This is a genomic window from Micromonospora sp. NPDC003816, from assembly GCF_042874705.1.
Lineage (GTDB): Bacteria > Actinomycetota > Actinomycetes > Mycobacteriales > Micromonosporaceae > Micromonospora.
Genome location: NZ_JBIANP010000012.1, coordinates 85,996 through 103,762, shown reverse-complemented (window position 1 = coordinate 103,762; position 17,767 = coordinate 85,996). Strand labels below are relative to the sequence as shown.

At 74.0% G+C, this 17,767-nt stretch carries 16 protein-coding genes; 9 read left to right on the top strand and 7 right to left on the bottom strand.

Translation table 11 applies throughout. The features are described 5' to 3' along the window. The first annotated feature begins 79 nt into the window (after positions 1-79). A complete protein-coding gene (locus ACFYTT_RS27095) occupies positions 80-676 on the top strand; it encodes a LemA family protein (RefSeq protein ID WP_387263328.1) in 597 nt (198 codons plus the stop codon). Continuing rightward, positions 676-2,181 carry a DUF2207 family protein gene (locus ACFYTT_RS27090; RefSeq protein ID WP_176094481.1) on the top strand — a complete coding sequence of 502 codons (1,506 nt, stop codon included), beginning with the start codon at positions 676-678 and terminating at the stop codon, positions 2,179-2,181. Before ACFYTT_RS27095 ends, ACFYTT_RS27090 begins: the two co-directional genes overlap by 1 nt. On the opposite strand, the gene ACFYTT_RS27085 is transcribed toward ACFYTT_RS27090, so the two are convergent. The 4 genes from ACFYTT_RS27085 to rpsD all read right to left on the bottom strand — a co-directional run bounded on the left by ACFYTT_RS27085 (position 2,122) and on the right by rpsD (position 5,537). Then, positions 2,122-3,141, bottom strand: a complete 1,020-nt coding sequence (locus tag ACFYTT_RS27085) for a hypothetical protein (RefSeq protein WP_254876912.1) — start codon at positions 3,139-3,141, stop codon at positions 2,122-2,124. The two genes, ACFYTT_RS27090 and ACFYTT_RS27085, sit on opposite strands and share 60 nt — an antisense overlap. Then, positions 3,138-4,499, bottom strand: coding sequence for a hypothetical protein (locus tag ACFYTT_RS27080; RefSeq protein WP_387263325.1), 1,362 nt, complete (start codon positions 4,497-4,499; stop codon positions 3,138-3,140). Before ACFYTT_RS27080 ends, ACFYTT_RS27085 begins: the two co-directional genes overlap by 4 nt. Then, positions 4,496-4,801 (bottom strand): DUF6403 family protein, encoded by a 306-nt coding sequence (locus ACFYTT_RS27075; protein WP_176094479.1) that lies wholly within the window; start codon positions 4,799-4,801, stop codon positions 4,496-4,498. The genes ACFYTT_RS27080 and ACFYTT_RS27075 overlap by 4 nt, the downstream gene beginning before the upstream one ends. Before the next feature lie 127 nt (positions 4,802-4,928). Next, a complete protein-coding gene (rpsD, locus tag ACFYTT_RS27070; protein ID WP_357216987.1) occupies positions 4,929-5,537 on the bottom strand; it encodes a 30S ribosomal protein S4 in 609 nt (202 codons plus the stop codon). Positions 5,538-5,569: 32 nt separating this feature from the next. On the opposite strand from rpsD, the gene ACFYTT_RS27065 reads away from it, so the two are divergent. The 5 genes from ACFYTT_RS27065 to ACFYTT_RS27045 all read left to right on the top strand — a co-directional run bounded on the left by ACFYTT_RS27065 (position 5,570) and on the right by ACFYTT_RS27045 (position 10,970). Continuing rightward, positions 5,570-6,298 carry a DUF2470 domain-containing protein gene (locus tag ACFYTT_RS27065; protein ID WP_387263322.1) on the top strand — a complete coding sequence of 243 codons (729 nt, stop codon included), beginning with the start codon at positions 5,570-5,572 and terminating at the stop codon, positions 6,296-6,298. A 36-nt stretch (positions 6,299-6,334) separates the two neighbouring features. Next, positions 6,335-7,063, top strand: coding sequence for a DUF2470 domain-containing protein (locus ACFYTT_RS27060; protein WP_387263321.1), 729 nt, complete (start codon positions 6,335-6,337; stop codon positions 7,061-7,063). A gap of 118 nt (positions 7,064-7,181) precedes the next feature. After that, a complete protein-coding gene (locus tag ACFYTT_RS27055; RefSeq protein ID WP_387263318.1) occupies positions 7,182-9,203 on the top strand; it encodes a copper resistance protein CopC in 2,022 nt (673 codons plus the stop codon). Positions 9,204-9,386: 183 nt separating this feature from the next. Continuing rightward, positions 9,387-10,265: a hypothetical protein gene (locus ACFYTT_RS27050; RefSeq protein WP_387263315.1), complete on the top strand. Its 879-nt coding sequence runs from the start codon at positions 9,387-9,389 to the stop codon at positions 10,263-10,265. Between the two features lie 153 nt (positions 10,266-10,418). Beyond that, a complete protein-coding gene (locus ACFYTT_RS27045; RefSeq protein ID WP_387263312.1) occupies positions 10,419-10,970 on the top strand; it encodes an AAA family ATPase in 552 nt (183 codons plus the stop codon). 27 nt (positions 10,971-10,997) lie between these two features. On the opposite strand, the gene ACFYTT_RS27040 is transcribed toward ACFYTT_RS27045, so the two are convergent. From ACFYTT_RS27040 to ACFYTT_RS27030, 3 genes are all read right to left on the bottom strand, one after another. Next, entirely contained in the window at positions 10,998-11,633 is a 636-nt protein-coding gene (locus ACFYTT_RS27040; RefSeq protein ID WP_176094472.1) for a response regulator transcription factor, read from the bottom strand. After that, positions 11,605-13,740, bottom strand: a complete 2,136-nt coding sequence (locus tag ACFYTT_RS27035) for a sensor histidine kinase (RefSeq protein WP_387263309.1) — start codon at positions 13,738-13,740, stop codon at positions 11,605-11,607. Before ACFYTT_RS27035 ends, ACFYTT_RS27040 begins: the two co-directional genes overlap by 29 nt. Positions 13,741-13,867: 127 nt before the next feature. Then, a complete protein-coding gene (locus tag ACFYTT_RS27030; protein WP_387263307.1) occupies positions 13,868-14,599 on the bottom strand; it encodes a hypothetical protein in 732 nt (243 codons plus the stop codon). A gap of 177 nt (positions 14,600-14,776) precedes the next feature. On the opposite strand from ACFYTT_RS27030, the gene ACFYTT_RS27025 reads away from it, so the two are divergent. Then, positions 14,777-16,804: a hypothetical protein gene (locus tag ACFYTT_RS27025; RefSeq protein ID WP_387263305.1), complete on the top strand. Its 2,028-nt coding sequence runs from the start codon at positions 14,777-14,779 to the stop codon at positions 16,802-16,804. Then, positions 16,791-17,702 carry a hypothetical protein gene (locus ACFYTT_RS27020; protein ID WP_387263302.1) on the top strand — a complete coding sequence of 304 codons (912 nt, stop codon included), beginning with the start codon at positions 16,791-16,793 and terminating at the stop codon, positions 17,700-17,702. The genes ACFYTT_RS27025 and ACFYTT_RS27020 overlap by 14 nt, the downstream gene beginning before the upstream one ends. Positions 17,703-17,767 lie beyond the last annotated feature (65 nt).

The following is a 17,767-nucleotide window of genomic DNA, read 5'->3' as shown; positions in this document are numbered from 1 at the left end:
CCGCCGACACCGAGGTCCGGCCCGTTCGCGCCGGTCACCGCAGGTCGCGGCGTGCAGGTGCGGCACCGGAGGGGCAGGAATGGGCAGTGACGTCGTGGCGAGTCTCGTCGGCGGGCTGTTCTGCCTGCTGGTGGTCGCCGTACTCGGCGGGGCGACGGTCGCCTACAACCGTCTGGTCCGCCGCCGCAACCAGGTGCGGGCCTCCTGGGCCCAGATCGACGTGCAGCTCAGCCGCCGGCACGACCTGATCCCGAACCTGGTCGAGACCGTCAAGGGGTACGCGGCACACGAGCGCGACGCGTTGACGGCGGTGTCCGCCGCCCGCAGCGGTGCGCTGGCCGCCGCCACCACGCCCGGCCTCGCGGGTCGGGCCGGTGCCGAGACCGTGCTGACCGAGGCGGTCGGCCGACTGCTCGCGCTCGCCGAGGCGTACCCGGATCTGCGGGCCGACCGGAACTTCGCGGCGTTGCAGACCGAACTGTCCCGTACCGAGGACCGGATCGCCTACGCCCGGCAGTTCTACAACAGCGCGGTGCAGACGTACAACACCACCGTCGAGTCCGTCCCCACCAACCTGGTCGCCCGCGTGGCCGGCTTCCGGACGCGGGACTACTTCGAGGCCGGGACGGGCGAGCGCGGCACCGTCGGAGTCCGCTTCCCGGGCCCGGGCGCGTGATGGACGGTCGTCTCCTGCTCGACCTGACGGTGGGGCTGGGCGCCCTCGCCGGCTGGCTGCTGCTCTACGGTGTGCTCCGGTGGGTCACCCGGCCCGCCGCCGTGTCGCCCGCGCCGGCCACCCCGGAACTCGGCGCCGAACCGCCCGCCGTGGTCAACCTGCTGGTCAACCGTTGGTCGCTGACCGAGGACGCCGCCGAGGCGACCCTGCTCGACCTCGCCGCCCGGGGCTTCTTCGAGGTACGCCAACCCGGTGCCGACCCGATGCAGAGCACGGTGCACCTGCCGGCGGCTCCGCCCGACGAGGCCGGGCTGCGTCCGTACGAGCGACTGGTGCTCGACCGGGTGCGGGGGCTCGCGGTGGACGGCGTCCTGCCACTGACCGCGCTGACCTTCCGCGACGAGGCCCGGGCCCGGGCGTGGAACAAGCGGCTGCGCGGGCAGGTGGTCGCCGACGCCCGGGCCGCCGGGCTGTCCCGGCGGCGCTTCGGCCCGCGCGTGACCGGTCTGCTGGTCGGCACGGCGCTGGTCGCCGCCGTGGTGGTCGGCCTGGCCGCGCTGCACCTGGCGAGCTGGCATCCGACCTCGGGCAACCACGCGTTCATCGCCGGGATCGCCGTGTTCGTCCTGTTCTCCACGCTGGCCGGGGCGTCACCGGGCGAACGCGACACGGCGCTCGGCCGTCAGGTGGCGACCCGGTGGCTCGGTGTCCGGGACTGGCTGCGCGGGCACGAGCAGTTCGACGAACTGCCGCCGGCCGCGGTGGCGATCTGGGACCGCTACCTGGGTTACGGTGCCGCCGTCGGCGCCACCCACCTGGCCAGCGCGGTGCTCGACCTCGGCCTCGGCGACCGCACGTCGGTCTGGTCGTCGTACGGCGGCACGTGGCGCCGGGTCCGCGTCCGCTATCCCCGGCTGTTGCTCCGCTACGGCCGCTCGGTGCCGCGCCTGCTGGCCGGCGGCGTGATCGGCATCGCCGTCGGCGGTTTCCTGCTCAACGCCGTCGGTCCCACGTTCACCCTCACCCCGTCGACGGTGAACCAGGCCGCACGGATCTTCGACCTCGTGCGCAACGGCGTCGTCGTGCTGACGGTCCTGGTGCTGCTGTCCGGGATCCACACCGTGGTCCGCACCCTGGTGGACCTGGTCACCGAGCGCACCGTCACCGGTGAGGTGCTCTGGATCGAGGTGTGGCGCAGCACCACTCAGGGCGAGAACCGTCCGGCCCGGCCCTGGCTGCACTACCTGGCCGTGGACGACGGCACCGCCGACCGCACCACCGCGTGGGGGCTGCCCAGCGAGTGGGCGAGCCGCTGCCACGACGGCGACATGGTGACCCTGCGGGTACGGCCCTGGTCGCGGCGGGTCGTCGAGCTGTCGGTGGTCGGGCACGGCCGCTCCCGGCTCCCCACCGGCACGGTCGCGCCCGACCCCGTCGGCCCGCCGTCAGCCGGTGGTGGATCCGGGCCGGTCGCGCCGCCGCCCCCGCCGACCGCCACGCCGTGACGTCGACCGCCGCGCCGACCGGTCGTCGGACCCCGCACCGTCCCCGGTCCGGGCCGCCGCCTCCCGCGCGAGCATGGTCGCCCGCGAGGCCAGCTCGTCCACCCGGCCCCGCAGCCGCTCCACGGTGACGTCGCCCGCGTCGGCGTCGGAGAACTCGCCGAGCAGCCGGGTGTAGTCGCTGACCAGCCGCGCGTATCCCCGGCCCGTGCTGCGGGCGGAGAGCTGGCCGTACCGCTGGTCGAGGTCGACGATCTGCTGTGCCAACCCGGCTGTCGCGGCGCTGAGCGCGCTGCGCTCGTCGGCCCGGTCGTCGCGTCGGCGTCGCCGCGCGGCGGCCAGCCGGCCGGCCCGCCGTCCCGCGAACCAGAGCGACGCGGCACCGGCGACCACGCCGCCGACCGCCGCGCCGGCCAGCAGGTACCGGGGCAGCGAGGGGCTGATCGTGCGTGCCCCGTCCGGGACCGTGCCGGCCCGTACCAGCAGGTCGTAGTTGACCACGATGACCTTGAGCGCCTCCACCGGCTGGTCCACGAACGAGTCGACACCCCGGCCGATGATCGTCTCCGCGACCATCGCCCGGCCGAAGTCCTTGCTGTCGCGCTGGCGGATGCGCGAGCAGCCGTAGGTGTCCCAGTCGTCGCCGTCGCGGCTCATCGCCAGCACCAGCGTCCCCTTCGCGGCCTGCCGGGTCTGGTCACAGGCGGCCCGCAGGTCGTCGCCGGGCGACATCAACAGCACCACCAGCCGGCGGTTGCCGACGACCCGCTCGGCGGCGGGCCGGTCCAGGTCGACCCCGGGGGCGACGTACAGCGACGAGGCGCGGACCTCGCGGGCGATCGGGCCGTCCAGGATCCCGCCCGACCACAGCGCCCACCCGGCCAGCACCAGGCAGGCCAGCACCGCCCAGCCGAAGGTGGTGCCGACCAGTGCGGCCAGGCCGCGTCGCAGCGTGGCGGTCACGACAGCCTCCCCTGGAGATAGAGGTCGGGGCGGAACTCGGGGATGCCGGTCAGGCGGGCGGTGTCGTCCAGCTCCGCCGTCGCGTCGTCGAGCAACCGCCGGACGTGCTTGTCGGGGAGCCCCTCGTCGAGCGCCTGCCGGGCCGCTTCGAGCTTGCCGATGCCCCGGGTCAGCGCCGGGTTGCTGCGCGCGTCGGTGAGCAGCGACGCCTCGACCGCGAGCGCGGTGAGACCGGCCAGCCGGGCCCGCACGCCACCGCGTTGCGGATCACCCGGGCGGGTGCCCGAGCGGCGCAGCGACCGGATCGACAGCACCAGGAAGCCCGCCACACAGGCCGCGAAGATCCAGGGCAGGGCGGGCAGCGCCACCCGCAGCGGATCCAACGGCCGGTAGGGCAGTGGGCGGTCGAACAGGCCCGCGTACCGGATGTCGGTGACCCGGCCCAGGTAGACGCCGAGCACGTTCTGCTGCGGATAGTCGTAGCGGCTGAGCCGGTCGCCGAAGTGGGCGTAGAAGCTGGTCCCGGCGAGCTCCGCGAAGTCCGCCGCGCCCGGACCGTGGTACTCGACCCAACTGCCGTACATCACCACCAGCGGCTGGTCCGGAAAGAGCCGGTGCAGCGCCGGCCCGTACGCGGGAAGCGGCTCGCCGTACGGCTGGGCGGGCAGGGCGACGTACCAGGCGCCGTCGGGGAAGGCGGTGTCGGCGTCCTTCGGCACCTGGCGCAGCGTGGCGCCCTCCGCCACGTGCAGCCCGTCGGCGCGGAGGTCGGCGGTGACGGTGTCGAGTTCCGTCCCGCTCGGGTCACGCCAGCGCAGCGTGTCCTGGTCGGCCGGTCGCGGCACCTTGCGCAGCGCGGTGATCAGCGCGACCAGTTGGTCGGTGACGTCGCCGGTGGCGAACTGGGCCCGCCAGCCGGGCAGGGTGTCCGGGGTGGCCTGGAACATGCCGCCGCTCACCTGCGTACCGATCACCCGGACGGTGGCGTTCTCGACCTCGCGGACCCGTTTGCGTTCCTCCTCGTCCAGGCCGGTCGGGGCGACCAGGATCCGGGTGTCCTCGCCGCCGATCGCCTCCCGTACCCGCTGCTCGTCCCAGCGGGCGACGGCACCCGGCAGGCGTACCACCGGGTCGGCGTCGATCAGGGCGGTCATCTCCTCAGTGGACGGCACGGTCGCGTCGCTCAGCTCACCGGCGGAGCCCTCCTCGACCCGCTTCGACACCGCCGGTGACTGCCCGTAGCTCACATCGATGCTCTGCCGTTGGGCGAGCAGGAAGACCGCCAGGACGACGACCGCGACGGCGAGCAACGCCCAGCGCAGCGGTTCGGCGCGTCGGACGCCTCGGGGCGCGGTCACCGCCGTGCCTGCCACAGCGCGTCGGCGCGGCGGGCGAAGTCGGCCGCCGCGCGGGCGGCCGTGACGCCGCCACGGTCGGCGGCGAGCAGTTCGGCGCGGGCCAGCAGGCCGTCGGCCTCCGGCAGTCGGGTGCCCGCCGCGTCGCGGCTGACCGTGGCGCTGTCGATCGCGGCCCGGGCGGTCGACCAGGCCACGAGGCGGTCCTGCCGTCGTGACCGCAGGCGGGGCAGGAGGGTGGTGAGGAGTCCGGCACCCAGCAGCAGTACGCCGCCGGTGAGCCAGGTGAGCAGGGATGGTGACATGTGCTCCCGCCATCCGAGGGGGTCGGTAGGGCTACCTGTCTAGCGCACCGGTACCAACCCTCCGCAGGCCACCCCTGGTGCCGGTGGTCCGGCCGGTGCCGTGGGCGGCTCCGGCCGGACCGCGCGGTCAGCGGGAGTAGTACTCGACGACCAGTTGCTCGTCGCAGCGCACCGGCACCTCGGCGCGCTGCGGCAACCGGATCAGCCGTGCGGTCAGCCCGGCCAGGTCGACGTCGAGATAGGGGGCGGTCCGTTCCGGGGCGTGCGCACCGGCGGCGGCCACCACGAACGGGGTCTTGGCGCGGCTGCCCTCGCGGACCGCGATCACGTCGTCGGGGCGCAGCCGGGCCGAGGGGCGGTCCACCCGCCGTCCGTTGACGTTGACGTGACCGTGGGTGACGGCCTGGCGGGCCTGGTAGATGGTGCGGGCGAGACCGGCGCGCAGGACCAGGGCGTCCAGGCGCGTCTCGAGGTCGATCACCAGTTCCTCGCCGGTCTTGCCCGGACGGCCCACGGCGCGTTCGAAGGCCAACCGGAGCTGCTTCTCCCGCAGGTCGTACTGCGCCTTGAGGCGCTGCTTCTCCAGCAGCCGGACCTTGTAGTCGCTCTCCTTGGTCCGCGCCCGACCGTGCACGCCGGGTGGGTAGGGCCGGCGTTCGAAGTACCGCACGCACTTGGGGGTGAGCGGGATGCCGAGGCGGCGGGAGCGCTTGATCTTCGGGCGGGACTGGTTCATCATCACCTCTCTAGTAAGGTAAGGCTAACCTAATGGGAGGTGGGGCATTGAGCAAGGCACCCCTGGCGGCGACCACCGCCACACCGGCCGAGCGACTGCGTACGCTGCTCGCCGCCGCGGACTCGCTGCGCCTGCGGACCACCCGCCACCGCGCGGACCTGATCGGACGGCACTCTCTCGACGCCGACGGGCTGCTCCGGGTGGCGCTGCCCGCCCACGCCGAACTGGCCCGACACCTGCTGGACACGGGGGAGGTTCCGGCGCTGGTCGAGATCACCGACCTGGCGCCGGTCCCGGCCCGCCACCGGGTCCGGGCGCGGGCCACGCTCACCGGCTGGCTCACCCTGGACGACCTCGACGGTGGCGACGTGACCGCCTTCCTCGCGCTCGCCACCGCCGACCTCGTCGACGCCGACGGCGACGCCACCGTCGACCCGGACGACCTGGCTGCCGCCGACCCCGACCCGCTCGCCCCGTACGAGGCCGACCTGCTGCGTCACCTGTACGCCGCACACCCGGAGACGCTCGGTGGCCTGACCCGGCTGGTGCCGCCCGACCGGCGGGCCGGTGCCGGCCGGGTCCACCCGCTGCGGCTCGACCGGCACGGGATCGTGCTGCGCCTGGAGGTGCCCGAGGGGCACCGGGACGTCCGGCTCGCCTTCGCCGAGCCGCTCACCGGCCCGGACGACGTCGGCGCGGGGCTGGCCCGCCTGCTCGGCGGCGAGCCCGGCTGCCCCACCTGCGTCCACTCACACCCGTGACCGCACCCCGGCCGCCCGCCCGAACGGAGCCCGCCCATGCAACCCAGTAGCGCCGAGATCGCCCGCACCCTGGCCGGCAGCGCGACGCTCGCCACCGTGGTGGCGTACCGCGGGCCGACCGTGACCGACGTGCGGCACGGTGCCGCCGCCGACGGCCGCATCCTGCTGTTGTGCCGCCGGGACGAGCCGCTCGCCGGCATCACCGGCTCGGTGCTCGTGCACATCGCGGACGTACCGCCGCTGCCGTTCTCGCCGACCTGGGGCCGGTTGCGGGTCGGTGGCCGAGCGACCCCGCTGGCCGGGGCCGCCGCCCGCGCCGCCGCCGACGCGGTGGCGGCCACCCTGCCCGACCCGGACCTGCTGGACATCGGCGCGGAGACGGTCATCGTGGAGGTGGTGCCGAAACGCGTCACGCTCGCCGGCCGGGACCGGGACCTGCCGGTACGCCTCGTCGACTACCGCGCCGCCGCGCCCGACCCGATCTCCGCGATGGAGCGACCGCTCCTGGTCGACCTGGTCGACCACCACGGCACCCGGTTCTATCCGTTCCTGCGGCGGCAGTTGGTCGCCGCCGGGGTCGACCTGCCCGCCGACTGTCTGCCGTGTCCGCTGCGGCTGGACCGCTACGGGCTGCTGGTGTCGATTCCCACCCCCAGCGGCGGGAGCGCCTGCTACCGGCTCTGTTTCACTCCGCCGCTGAACGGGCAGGAGGACCTGGTGCAGCGGCTGCATCCGGTGCTGTTCCACCCGTGCGACCGGCACTGACCCTCGCTGTTTCGTCGGAGGCGCCGACAGGTTGAGTCGGGGAGGGCATAACTTTTGCTATCTGAATAAAAAGATGACGGGCTATTGAACGAAGCCCTGCCGTCGCAACGATGACCGGATGCGTCGACTCCCAACGGCTCCCCGACGCGTGGTCTCGGGCCTCCTCGCGCTCGTCCTCGCCTCGGCCGCCGTCCTCCTCGGGTCCACCCCACCGGCCGCCGCCCACGGCACCCTGGCGGTGTCCACACCGGCCGAGGGCGCCACCGTCGACACACCACTGACCACAGTGGAACTGCAATTCACCGAGCAGGTCCGGGACGACGCGTACTTCGCCGTCACCGCGCCCGGCGGCGCCCGGGTCGACAACGGTTGGACACACGGGACACCCACACCCCTGGACCGCCCGGTCCGGGAGTACTTCCTGGTCGACGGTGTCTTCGAGCCACGCGAGTACGCCACCGGCTTCCCGGCGGTGGTGACCCTCGCGCACCTGCCCGCGACCGGCCGCTACTCGGTCAGCTACCTCTCCGTCGCCTCCGACGGCGAGACCGTACGCGGCACCATGAGCTTCCGCTACACCGGACCGGTCACCAAGGCACCCGCCGGCTGGCAGGCGCCCACGGACCAGCCCGCCCCGGCACTGCTCGCCGCCGCCGAGCAGCACGGGACGTCCGGGTCCGGCGCGACGCCCGCCGCCTCACCCGAGGCGGCCCCCGCACCGGCTATGACCGAGCCCCCCTCATCTTCCGGCGACGGCGGGGGCGGCCCCGGATGGCTCGCATGGCTCACCGGCGCGGTGGCGCTCGGCGCGGCGGTCGCGGCCCTGCTCGTCCTGCGTCGCCGCCCCACCACCGGCGTCCCCGCCGGCCGATCGCGCCCCACCCGCCCCCGGGGTGACACCCGCCGGACCGGCACCGGACGTCGATCCGGCGCGAGCGCGGTCCCGGCGACCACCACGAAGAAGCCGGCGTCGGCGCGGAAGCCCGGCGGCGGCGGAGTCAGGACGTCCACGGTGACCGCCTCCACAGCGAACGCCGGCCGGACCTCGACGGTGGCGACGTCCTCGGCGCGCGTACGCGCGACGTCGGCGGCCGATCGGAGGCCCTCGGCGGGCGTCCCGGTCGGTGCGCTCGCCACCACCGAGCGGGAAACGCCGGTCGTCGACCCACCGGACGACTCGGCACCGGCCCGCACCGGCCCGGAGAACCGACGCGGTGACACCCGGCTGGTGCTGCTGGTCGGTGGGCTGGTGGTGGCCCTGCTGGCCGGATTCGGGCTGGGCCGCCTCGGCACCGGCGAGCCACGCACCACCAGCACGGGCGGCCCGCAGGCAGCCGCCGCCGGTTCCCCGGTCGCCGGAGCGGTGGCGGGCGACGGACACCAGCACCCGTCGGGCACCGGTCCCCACACGCACCCCGGCGACGGCACCGGCCAGGCGACCGGCACCGAGGTCAGCGTGAGCGGCTACACCCTCCAGCCGGTGCTGCGTACGCAACAGGCCGGCAAGGCCCTCGACTACCGGTTCCGGATCGTCGGCCCCGACGGGCAGCCCGCCACCCGGTTCGCGGTGGTGCACGAGAAGCCGCTGCACCTGATCGTGGTCGGCAACGACCTCGGCGGCTACCAGCACCTGCACCCGACGATGGCGCCGGATGGCACCTGGAGCGTCCCGCTGACCGTGGCGAAGGCCGGCGACTACCGCGTCTACGCCGACTTCTCCGTCACCACCACCGACGGTCGACAACTGCCGCTGGTGCTCGGCGTCGACCACCACGTCCCCGGGGCGTACACCCCGGCCGGGCTGCCGCCGCCGCAGCGGGAGACGACCACCGGACCGTACGCGGTCGCGCTGGAGGGCACGCCCACGGTGGGCGTGACCACGCCACTGGCACTACGGGTCACCCGCACCGGCGGCACCGAGCCGGCCCGACTGGACCGCTACCTGGGCGCGTACGGGCACCTGGTGCTGATCCGGGAGGGGGACCTGGGTCTCGTGCACGTCCACCCCGAGCAGGAGCTGGTCGACGGCGCGGTGACGTTCTGGCTGACCCCGCCCAGCCCCGGCCGGTACCGCGCGTTCTTCGACTTCCAGGTCGACGGCGAGGTGCACACGGCCGCGTACACGGTCACCGTGACGTGACCGGCCCGACCTCCGCCGAACCGGCCCAGACCCGATGCGCTGACAGCCGAGGACGAGATGTAAGGAAGGGACCCCTACTAACGTCTGGTGAGGTAAAGGGGTCCCTTCCTTACATCCACGCCCGACGCGCGCGAAAGATGACGGCGGAAGAAACCGATCGGGCTCCGGATACGTCCGATCGGCATGAAGATTCATCGAAGCGGGCGGCTGGCGGTCCTTCCCCTGCTGTTGCTGACCTCGGCGGCCTGCGGCCAGCAGGGGGCCGGCGGCGCGGGCGACGCCGGTTCTCCCGAGCGCTCCTACTCGGCGGACTCCGTGGTGTTCCGGATGGACTACGTCGGCGGGTTCGTCACGCCGGCCATGCTGGCCACCCGCCTGCCCGCGATCAGCGTCTACGGCGACGGGCGGGTGATCACCGAGGGGCCGACGACGTTGCAGTATCCCGGCCCGGCCCTGCCCAACCTCCAGGTCCGCACGATCAGCGCCGACGAGGTCGAGAAGCTGGTGGCGCAGGCCCGGGCAGCGGGCGTCGGGGGAGTCTCCGACCTCGGGACCCCGCCGGTCGCGGACGCCGCCTCGACCCGGTTCACCCTCCTGGGTGACAAGGGCGTCGAGGAGTCCGAGGTCTACGCGCTCGGCGAGGCCACCGGCACCGACAGCGGCCTGAGCGCCGAGCAGCAGTCGGCCCGGGACAAGCTGCGCGCCTTCGCCGAGTCGCTGACCGACCCGTCGGGCCCGCTCGGCGACACCCTGGAGGACACCACCGCGTACGCGCCGACCGCCGTCGCGGCCGTCGCCGAGCCGTGGGTCGCCGACAGCGAGGCCGGCGAGCAGCCCGAGGTGGCCTGGCCGGGGCCGGCACTGCCCGGTGCCGCCCTCAGCAAGGACCTCGGGTTGGGCTGTGTGACGGTCACCGGTGACGAGGTGCGCACGCTGCTCAGTGCGGCGGCGAGCGCCAACATGGCGACGCCGTGGACCTCCGACGGCAAACAGTGGCGGGTCACCCTGCGGCCGCTGCTGCCCGACGAGTCGGACTGCGGCGACCTCGCCAACCGGCGTTGAGTCCGACCGGGCGGCCGGGCCGGGTGCACCGGCCGCCCGGCGGATCTCGGGTCGACCAGGATCGTGGTGCGAAAGCGCCCCTCCAGGGGCGGATCCGTACCACGATCTGGGCCCGGTCGACCGCGCGAAGATCACTCGGTAGGCTGCCGCGCGATGAACAGCCCGACTCGCATCCTGGTGTACGGGGTGCACGGCTCCGGCAAGTCCACCCTCGCGCAGCACTTGGCCCACCGGCTCGGGCTGCCCTGGCACCCGGTCGACGACCTGCTCTGGGAACCGGGCTGGGTGGAGGTGCCGGTCGCGGTGCAGCGCAGCCGGATCGAGGCGATCTGCCGCAAGGAGCGGTGGATCCTGGACGGGGCGTACCACGGCTGGCGGGACGTACCGTTGGCCCGGGCCGACCTGGTGATCGGCCTGGACTATCCGCGTGGGCTCTCCTTCCGGTGGCTGCTGCGCCGCACCCTGGACCGGCTGCGGACCCGGGAGGAGATCTGCAACGGCAACCGCGAGTCGCTGGGCAGCGTGCTCTCCTCGGAGTCCGTCCTGGTCTGGCACCTCACCGGGTACGCCCGCGAACGCGCGCGGATGCGCGCCTGGCAGCAGGATCCGGCCGGGCCGCCGGTGCTGTTGTTCGACACCCCGCAGGCGCTGGAGCACTGGCTCGCCGCCCTACCGTCCCGCCCGCCCGACGCACCGCCCCGCTGACCCGCCACACCAACGCGCCGCCCCGGCTCAGAGGCCCTGGCGGCGGGCCACGCTGATGGCCTGGGCGCGGTCGGCGACCTGGAGTTTGGCGAAGATGTTGGAGACGTGGTTGCGGACCGTCTTCGTGCTCAACCCCAGCCGGGTCGCGATCTGCGGATTGGTCAGGTGCGCGGCGATGAGCGTGAGGATCTCCCGCTCGCGTGCGGTGAGTTCGGGGAACGCCGGTTCGGCCCGGTCCAGCCCGGCGAAGTAGCCCATCAGCCGGGTGGCGATGGCCGGTCCGAAGATCGCCTCGCCGTCGGCGACCACCCGCACCGACCGGATGATCTCCAGTCGGCGGGCGCCCTTGAGCACGTACCCCCGGGCACCCGCGCGCAGCGCGGCGAAGACCGAGTCGTCGTCGTCGGCCATGGACAGGATCAGCACCCGCACGTGCGGGCTCATCCGGACCATCCGCTCGGTGGCCGCGATGCCGCCCATCCCCGGCATGGTCAGGTCGAGCAGCACCACGTCGGGTTGCAGCCGGGCGAGTACGGCCAGCGCCTCCTCGCCGCTGGCCGCCTCGCCGCACACCTCGATGTCGGGGCTGGTGGCGAGCAGCGCGCGCAAGCCGGCCCGGAACGGCGCGTGGTCGTCAACCAGCAGGGTCCGGATCTGGTCCATCGGTCTCCTTCATACCGGTGAGCAGGGTGGCGGTCACCAGCGTGCCGGCGCCCGGTGTCGAGGTGACGACGCAGGAGCCGCCGAGTTCCTCGGCCCGTTCCCGCATCGTGTGCATGCCCACGCCGTCCGGCCGGTCGGGTCGGCGGCCCCGGCCGTCGTCGCGGATCTCCAGACACAGCCGCCCGCCGGAGACCCGCAGCCGCACCCGCACCTGGGTGGCGCGGGCGTGCCGCCGGGCGTTGGTGAGGGCCTCCATGGCGATGCGGTAGGCGGCCACCTCGGCCGCCGCGGAGAGCTCCGGCAGCACCGGTGGGGCGTCGAAGACCACCCGGGGCCCGTCGTCCGGCCAGCCGGCGATGTGCGAGCGCAGTGCCCCGATCACGTCCATGGTGTCCAGCGCCGGTGGTCGCAGACCGTTGACCAGCCGCCGGACGTCGGCGACGGCGGTCTGGGCGTCCACCACGATCTCCTCCAGCAGCCGCTGGGTCGGCGGACCCGGTCCGAGTTCCTGGGCCGCCTCGGCGCGCATGGTCAACCCGGCCAGCGTCGGCCCGAGGCCGTCGTGCAGGTCGCGACGCAGCCGCCGCCGTTCCTCCTCGCGTGCCAGCACCAACTGCTCGCGGGAGCGTTGCAGGTCGGCGGCGAGCGACTGGGCCCGGTCCAGGGCACCGACCGCCTGCACCGCCACCCCGATGTGCCGGGCCAGGTCGCGCAGCAGCCGCAGTTCCCAGGCACCGAGCGTGGTCTCCCCGATCCGGGGGCCGAGCAGCAGGTGACCGACGGTGTCGTGGGCGGCCAGAGGAAGCCGCACCGGGTCCGGTGGCGGGACACCCAGCCGGTACGACCGGCCGTCGACCGTCTCGATCTCCACGTAGGAGAGCTGGAGCGCCTCGCGGACCGTCGCCGTGCTGGTGGCGAGGACGGCGGCGGCGTCCTGGGTCTGGTCCAGCCGCTGCCCCAGCCGGGCCAGCACCGCGTACGGGTCGTCGCGTTCGCCGTACACGAGAAGGTTGACGCGGCGTTGCAGCCAGCCGCGCAGCGGCGCCAGGATCAGCGCCGCCACGGTCGCCGCGACGAACGAGACCGGCAGGCTCGCGGAGGCGTCGAAGCCGGCCCCGAGCAGACCGACGACCAGCACGTACGCGCCGCCGACCGCCACCGACAGGGCGACGAACACGGCGGTCCTGCTGATCAGCAGGTCGATGTCGAAGAGCCGGTGTCGCAGGACGGCGATGCCGATGGCCACCATGATCAGCGCGCCGCTGAGACCACCGGCCAGGTCCCAGAGCAGGTTGCCGTGCGGCCAGATGGTCGGGTGCGCGTCGGTCAGGCCGGCGACGAGCCGGGCGACCACCACACCGACCGCGACCGCGACCGCGTACCCGAGCCACTTGACCTGCTGTCGGCGGACGCCCTGGGCCCGGCGGGCCTGCCACACCACGGCGCAGCCGGCGGCCACGTAGATGATCGCGCTGGCCAGGGTGGCCACGGCAGCGGTCGAGTCGGCGACGGGTTGCCAACCCGGTACGCCGAGCGGATTGACCGCGCCGACCGGGCTGACCTGTTCGTTGGCGCCGGGTCGCAGCGCCCCGGCGACCATGGCGGCGACGCCGAGGAGCACCACCACCCAGACCGCCGGCCGCCATCGGGGCGACAGCAACCGGCCGTCGGGGAAGAACACCGGGATCAGCGCCACGGCCGCGTTGCCGGGCACCCAGAGCCAGTTCTGCGGCCAGGCCAGCACCTCGGCGAACGGCACCCGACCGGGTGCCACCACCAGCCCGTACGCGGCGTACTGGCCGCACGCCTCCTGGAGCGAGAAGCAGAACCCGCTGGTCAGGGCCAGCCAACCGATCGGGTTGTCCGGACGGTGGGCGGCGATCGCCGCGCCGACGATCGCGCACGAGGTCACCAGCAGCAGGTGTGACATGTCGCCCACCGAGCCGCCGTTGAGCACCGCCAGACCCACCGCGACGGCGGCCAGTTGCAGCGACGCCCCGCACAGCGCCCATGCGGCGCGGCGCGACCAGGCCGGGCGCGGTCCGCGTACGGCTCGCGTCCGGGCGGCGTCCGTGACCGGCGCGACGGCGGTGTTCTCGGTGGTCATGGCGTCGCCGAGACTAGACCGTGCGGGCGGGTCGGCGGATCGGGCGACCGGCCCGGCACCGCCGTCGCCTCGGTGGGCTCGTGCCCGCGCGTGGCCCCGCCGGTGCCGTACCAGGACCCCCGCACGGTCAGGGACGCCCGCCCGGACGTGGGCGCATCGCCAACGCCACCCCGGCGACGACCAACCAGATCCCGCCGGGGACCAGCGAGATGTACTGCACCGGCGCGAGCTGGGTGGCCGCGACCAGCACGGCGATCACCGCGCTGAAGACCGCGAACCAGCGGCTCACCGAGCCGTGCCGGAACCCGCCGACCGCGACCGCGGCGGCGGTCAACCCGATCCCGCCCCAGAGCCAGGCCATGGTGGCGTAGATGGTGAGCTGCGGCGCGATCACGTCCGGGTCGTACTCCGCCGCCGCGTTCAGCGAGAAGAACAGCTCGGTGGAGATCCCGCCGCCGATCAACAGCCCGACCAGCACCAGGCTGACCCCACCGGCGGCGAGCGTCGGGACCAGGCTGCCGGCCGGTTCCTGCGCCCCCAGGTAGCGCCGCAGCCCGGCCGCGAAGACCGCCAGGCAGACGATGGCGACCACGGTCACCACCTGGTGGGCCCAGACGTACCCGGCGCGGTCGGCCAGGGCGGCGACGTAGCCGGCGTTGTCGGCGCGGTACTGCTCGGCGGGGGCGGTCAGGCTCGCGGTGGTGAAGATGCCGACCAGGCCGACCAGGCCGCCGAGGGCGCCGCTCAGCGCCCAGGCGCGCGGCGGGCGCACGGGTGCCGGCGGGGGATCGCTCGGCGGGTTCTCCGACGTGGTGGCGGGATACATGGTGGTCTCCTTCTCGGGCGCAGGGTGCGTCACCTCGCACCCTGCCGCCGGGCCGACCCGGTCCGCATGGGGCGTCGCGGCCCACCGGCGCGTGAGGTTCCCGACCGGCCGGGACATCGGTCCCTGGTGACCGGGATCGGCCTGCCGGTCTGATGCCGGGGGTGGCACTGCCCGGTGCCCCACCGCCCAGCCGGGAAAGGACCCACACCGATGACACGCACCTCCTGCCGGGCACGAGGTGTCCCCGCGCCACGCGGCGTCACCCGCCTCCGGTGGCGACCACCGGTGATCGCGCTGCTCTGTCTGGCGCTCGTCGCCTCCGCCTGCACCGCCGACCGTGACGATCCACCGCCGTCGGGCGGGGTCGACCGTCCCGCCCTCGAAGCGGTCGCCGCCACGTTGCCGGCCGATCCGGTGGAGGCGGCCGAACGTCTGGTCACCGAGATCCATGCCGCAGACCCGACCCGGTCGGCGGCGGCCACCGCCGAACTGCTGCGCCGCGCCGGCCACCCGATCGTGTCGGTACGCGGGCCGGTGGTGGCGATGCCCGACCAGGTGGCGCTGCACGACGCACCGGTCTACGCCGAGCTGCTGCCGCTGCTGGCCGCCGCCACCCGGGCGGGGGACCGGTACACGGTGGACCAGTTCGCCGAGCTGCTGGACGCGGTCGGGCTGACCCGGAAGAAGATGACCTTCGCAGAGGTCACCACCGCCGTCGCCGGCTGGGCCCGGGACCCGGACCACCACCCGATCTTCGTCACCGCGGCAGCTGGCGTACGGGCCCTGTCGGGGCACCGGCAGCAGGTGCTGTTCGCCGGGGCCGACCCGGACACGGCGTACCTGGACCCGTTGCAGACGGTCCTGCTGCTCGGGCACGCCACCAGCCGTCTGGTCGAGGTGGTCGACGATGCCCAGCCCCGGGCGGCGGCCCGGCCCGGCGCGTTCGACCGGTTGGTCGGCGGCGGGGTCGCGTACGCCTCGGACGGGCCGTGCAAGGCGCTCACCCGACGGTTCGGGGCGCCGCAGGACCCGGTGGCCAAGGGGATCGTCGACTCGGCCAAGGGCTACCTGAAGGACAACCTGGTCAAGAATCTCTCCGACGAGGCACAGAACCGGGTGGGCAAGGCGGACGAGGTGTGGGGCAAGTCCGCGGCGGCGGCGAGCGCGATCCTGTTGCTGCTGGGCGCCCGGCTCTCGCTGAGCGCCGACAAGACCAGCACGCACTTCAAGCACACGGCGGGCAGCCGGGCCGAACACGTCCTGCTGACCGCGACCGCGACCTTCGACCTGGAGACGGCGCTCGAAAAGATCGACTGTTACGCGTTGGCCGGGGTCACCGTGCCCAGGAGCGGACCGCTCAAGGACTTCACCGTCCGGTTCAGCACTGTCCAACCGCAGGTCGGCACCATCCAGGAGGGCGGCACCCAACTGCTGAAGGCGGTCTCGGCGGACAGTGTGAAGTCACAACGGGGCGCCAAGACCGGCGCCGACGGCGTGGCCACTCTGGAACTCAAGCCGCCGGTCGAGGATCCGAGCGGCGAGGGCGAGAAGTTGACCGGCCAGGCCACCTACATCGCCTCGCTGGACAAGGAGAGCCTCCCGTTCGAGCTGGGCGACGTCTACGGACTGCTCAGCAACCCGGTCGGCTTCGGCGTGGGCAAGAACTTCGACCTGCTCCGGGACGTCCTGGTCAAGGCGGGCCTGCCGGCACAGCAGATCACCATCGAGGTCACCTACCACGGGTCCGACATCGTGCTGGCCCAGGGCGCGGGCGAGGTCAACCTGATCCTCGCGAAGCTGCCCAAGGTCTACGTCGACCTGGTGAGCTGCGCCGGGCTCGCCGGACCGTTCACCGGCACCGCCGGCTACAGCGGCGCGCAGAGCGGCCAACTGTTGCAGATGGCCGGCGCGGCGACCGGGGTGCACGTCCCGAAGGGCTTCGCCGGCAAGGCCAACAGGATCAGCGTCACGCCCAACAACCAGGGTGGTCCGGAACCGTTCTTCATCATGAAGGGTGAGGGCGGCAACCAGTTCCTCGACGGCGTCCTGCGGTTCTATCCGTTCCTGAACACCCGGGCCGAGATACTCGCGGACTACCGGGTCGGCCGGCCGGTCGGCGACGTCGAGATCCTGCTCGCCGGCAGTTCGTTCCCGTTCAGCAGGCTCTCCTGGCCGGTGGTCCGGGTGACCACCGACCCACGATGCCCCGAGGTGAGGTACTTCCATGACGAGACGTGACCGGTGGCGCACCGGTGCGGTGACGTTCGGCGCGGCCGTGGTGCTGGCGCTGACCGCCTGCACCGGCGGCGGGTCCACCCCGGACACCGCCCCCGAGGGGCGGCCGGCGGGTGCCGGTCCGACCGAGGACGGCGCGGCACCGGCCGCCTTCCCCGGGCTGTACCTCGCCGCCGACGTGGTGCCGGTCGAGTCGTCCGACACCAGGATCACGCTCGCCAGCGGGCGTCGGTGCCGGGACCTGTCCGCGATGCTCGCGGCCGGTCAGTGGCACCGGGTCGACCGGCTCACCTTCGGCACCCTGGGCAGCGCCGAGGTGGCCCTGCTGGCCGGCTTCGGCGGGGTCGCGGGCGACCTGCTGCGCCGGGGTGACCGGCTGATCTTCGCCGGCCTGGAGGGCGATCCGGCCTGCACGGCCACCGTCGCCGAGGTGACCCGGGGGGAGATCGGCATCGAGGGTCGGGGGCTGCCGGGGGCGTCACCGGGCTGGGTGGCGACGACCCGGTGCTACCGCTCCAAGGCCGACGGCGCGCTGACCGTGAGCCTCTATTTCGACACTAAGGCGAAGGTGGGCGGTCAGGGCCAGGTCGTGCTGACCCGGTCCGGCGACCGGTATCAGGTGGACGACGACACCTCCGCGCTCACCCTGGTCCTGCTGCGCCACTCCGGGCGCTATCTGACCAGTATGTCGGCCGTGTACGCCGAACCGAACCGCCGCCCGGCCGGGCTGAGTCAACTCGTCGCCGGTGACTCGTTCCGGGCCGAGGTGACGGTACGCGACGGGACGGCCGACCGGCCCGCCGGCACCGTCGAGATCGCCGGCCTGGCCGACGAGAGCCGGGGTGGGGCTGTCTCGGTGTCGCTGCCGTTCGCCTGCGCCCACGTGACCGAGATCCGCTAGTCGGGCGGGGCCCGGCCCGACAGCGGCGGGCCGTCGAGTCCGAGCGCGCGGGTGCGGAGAGGCCG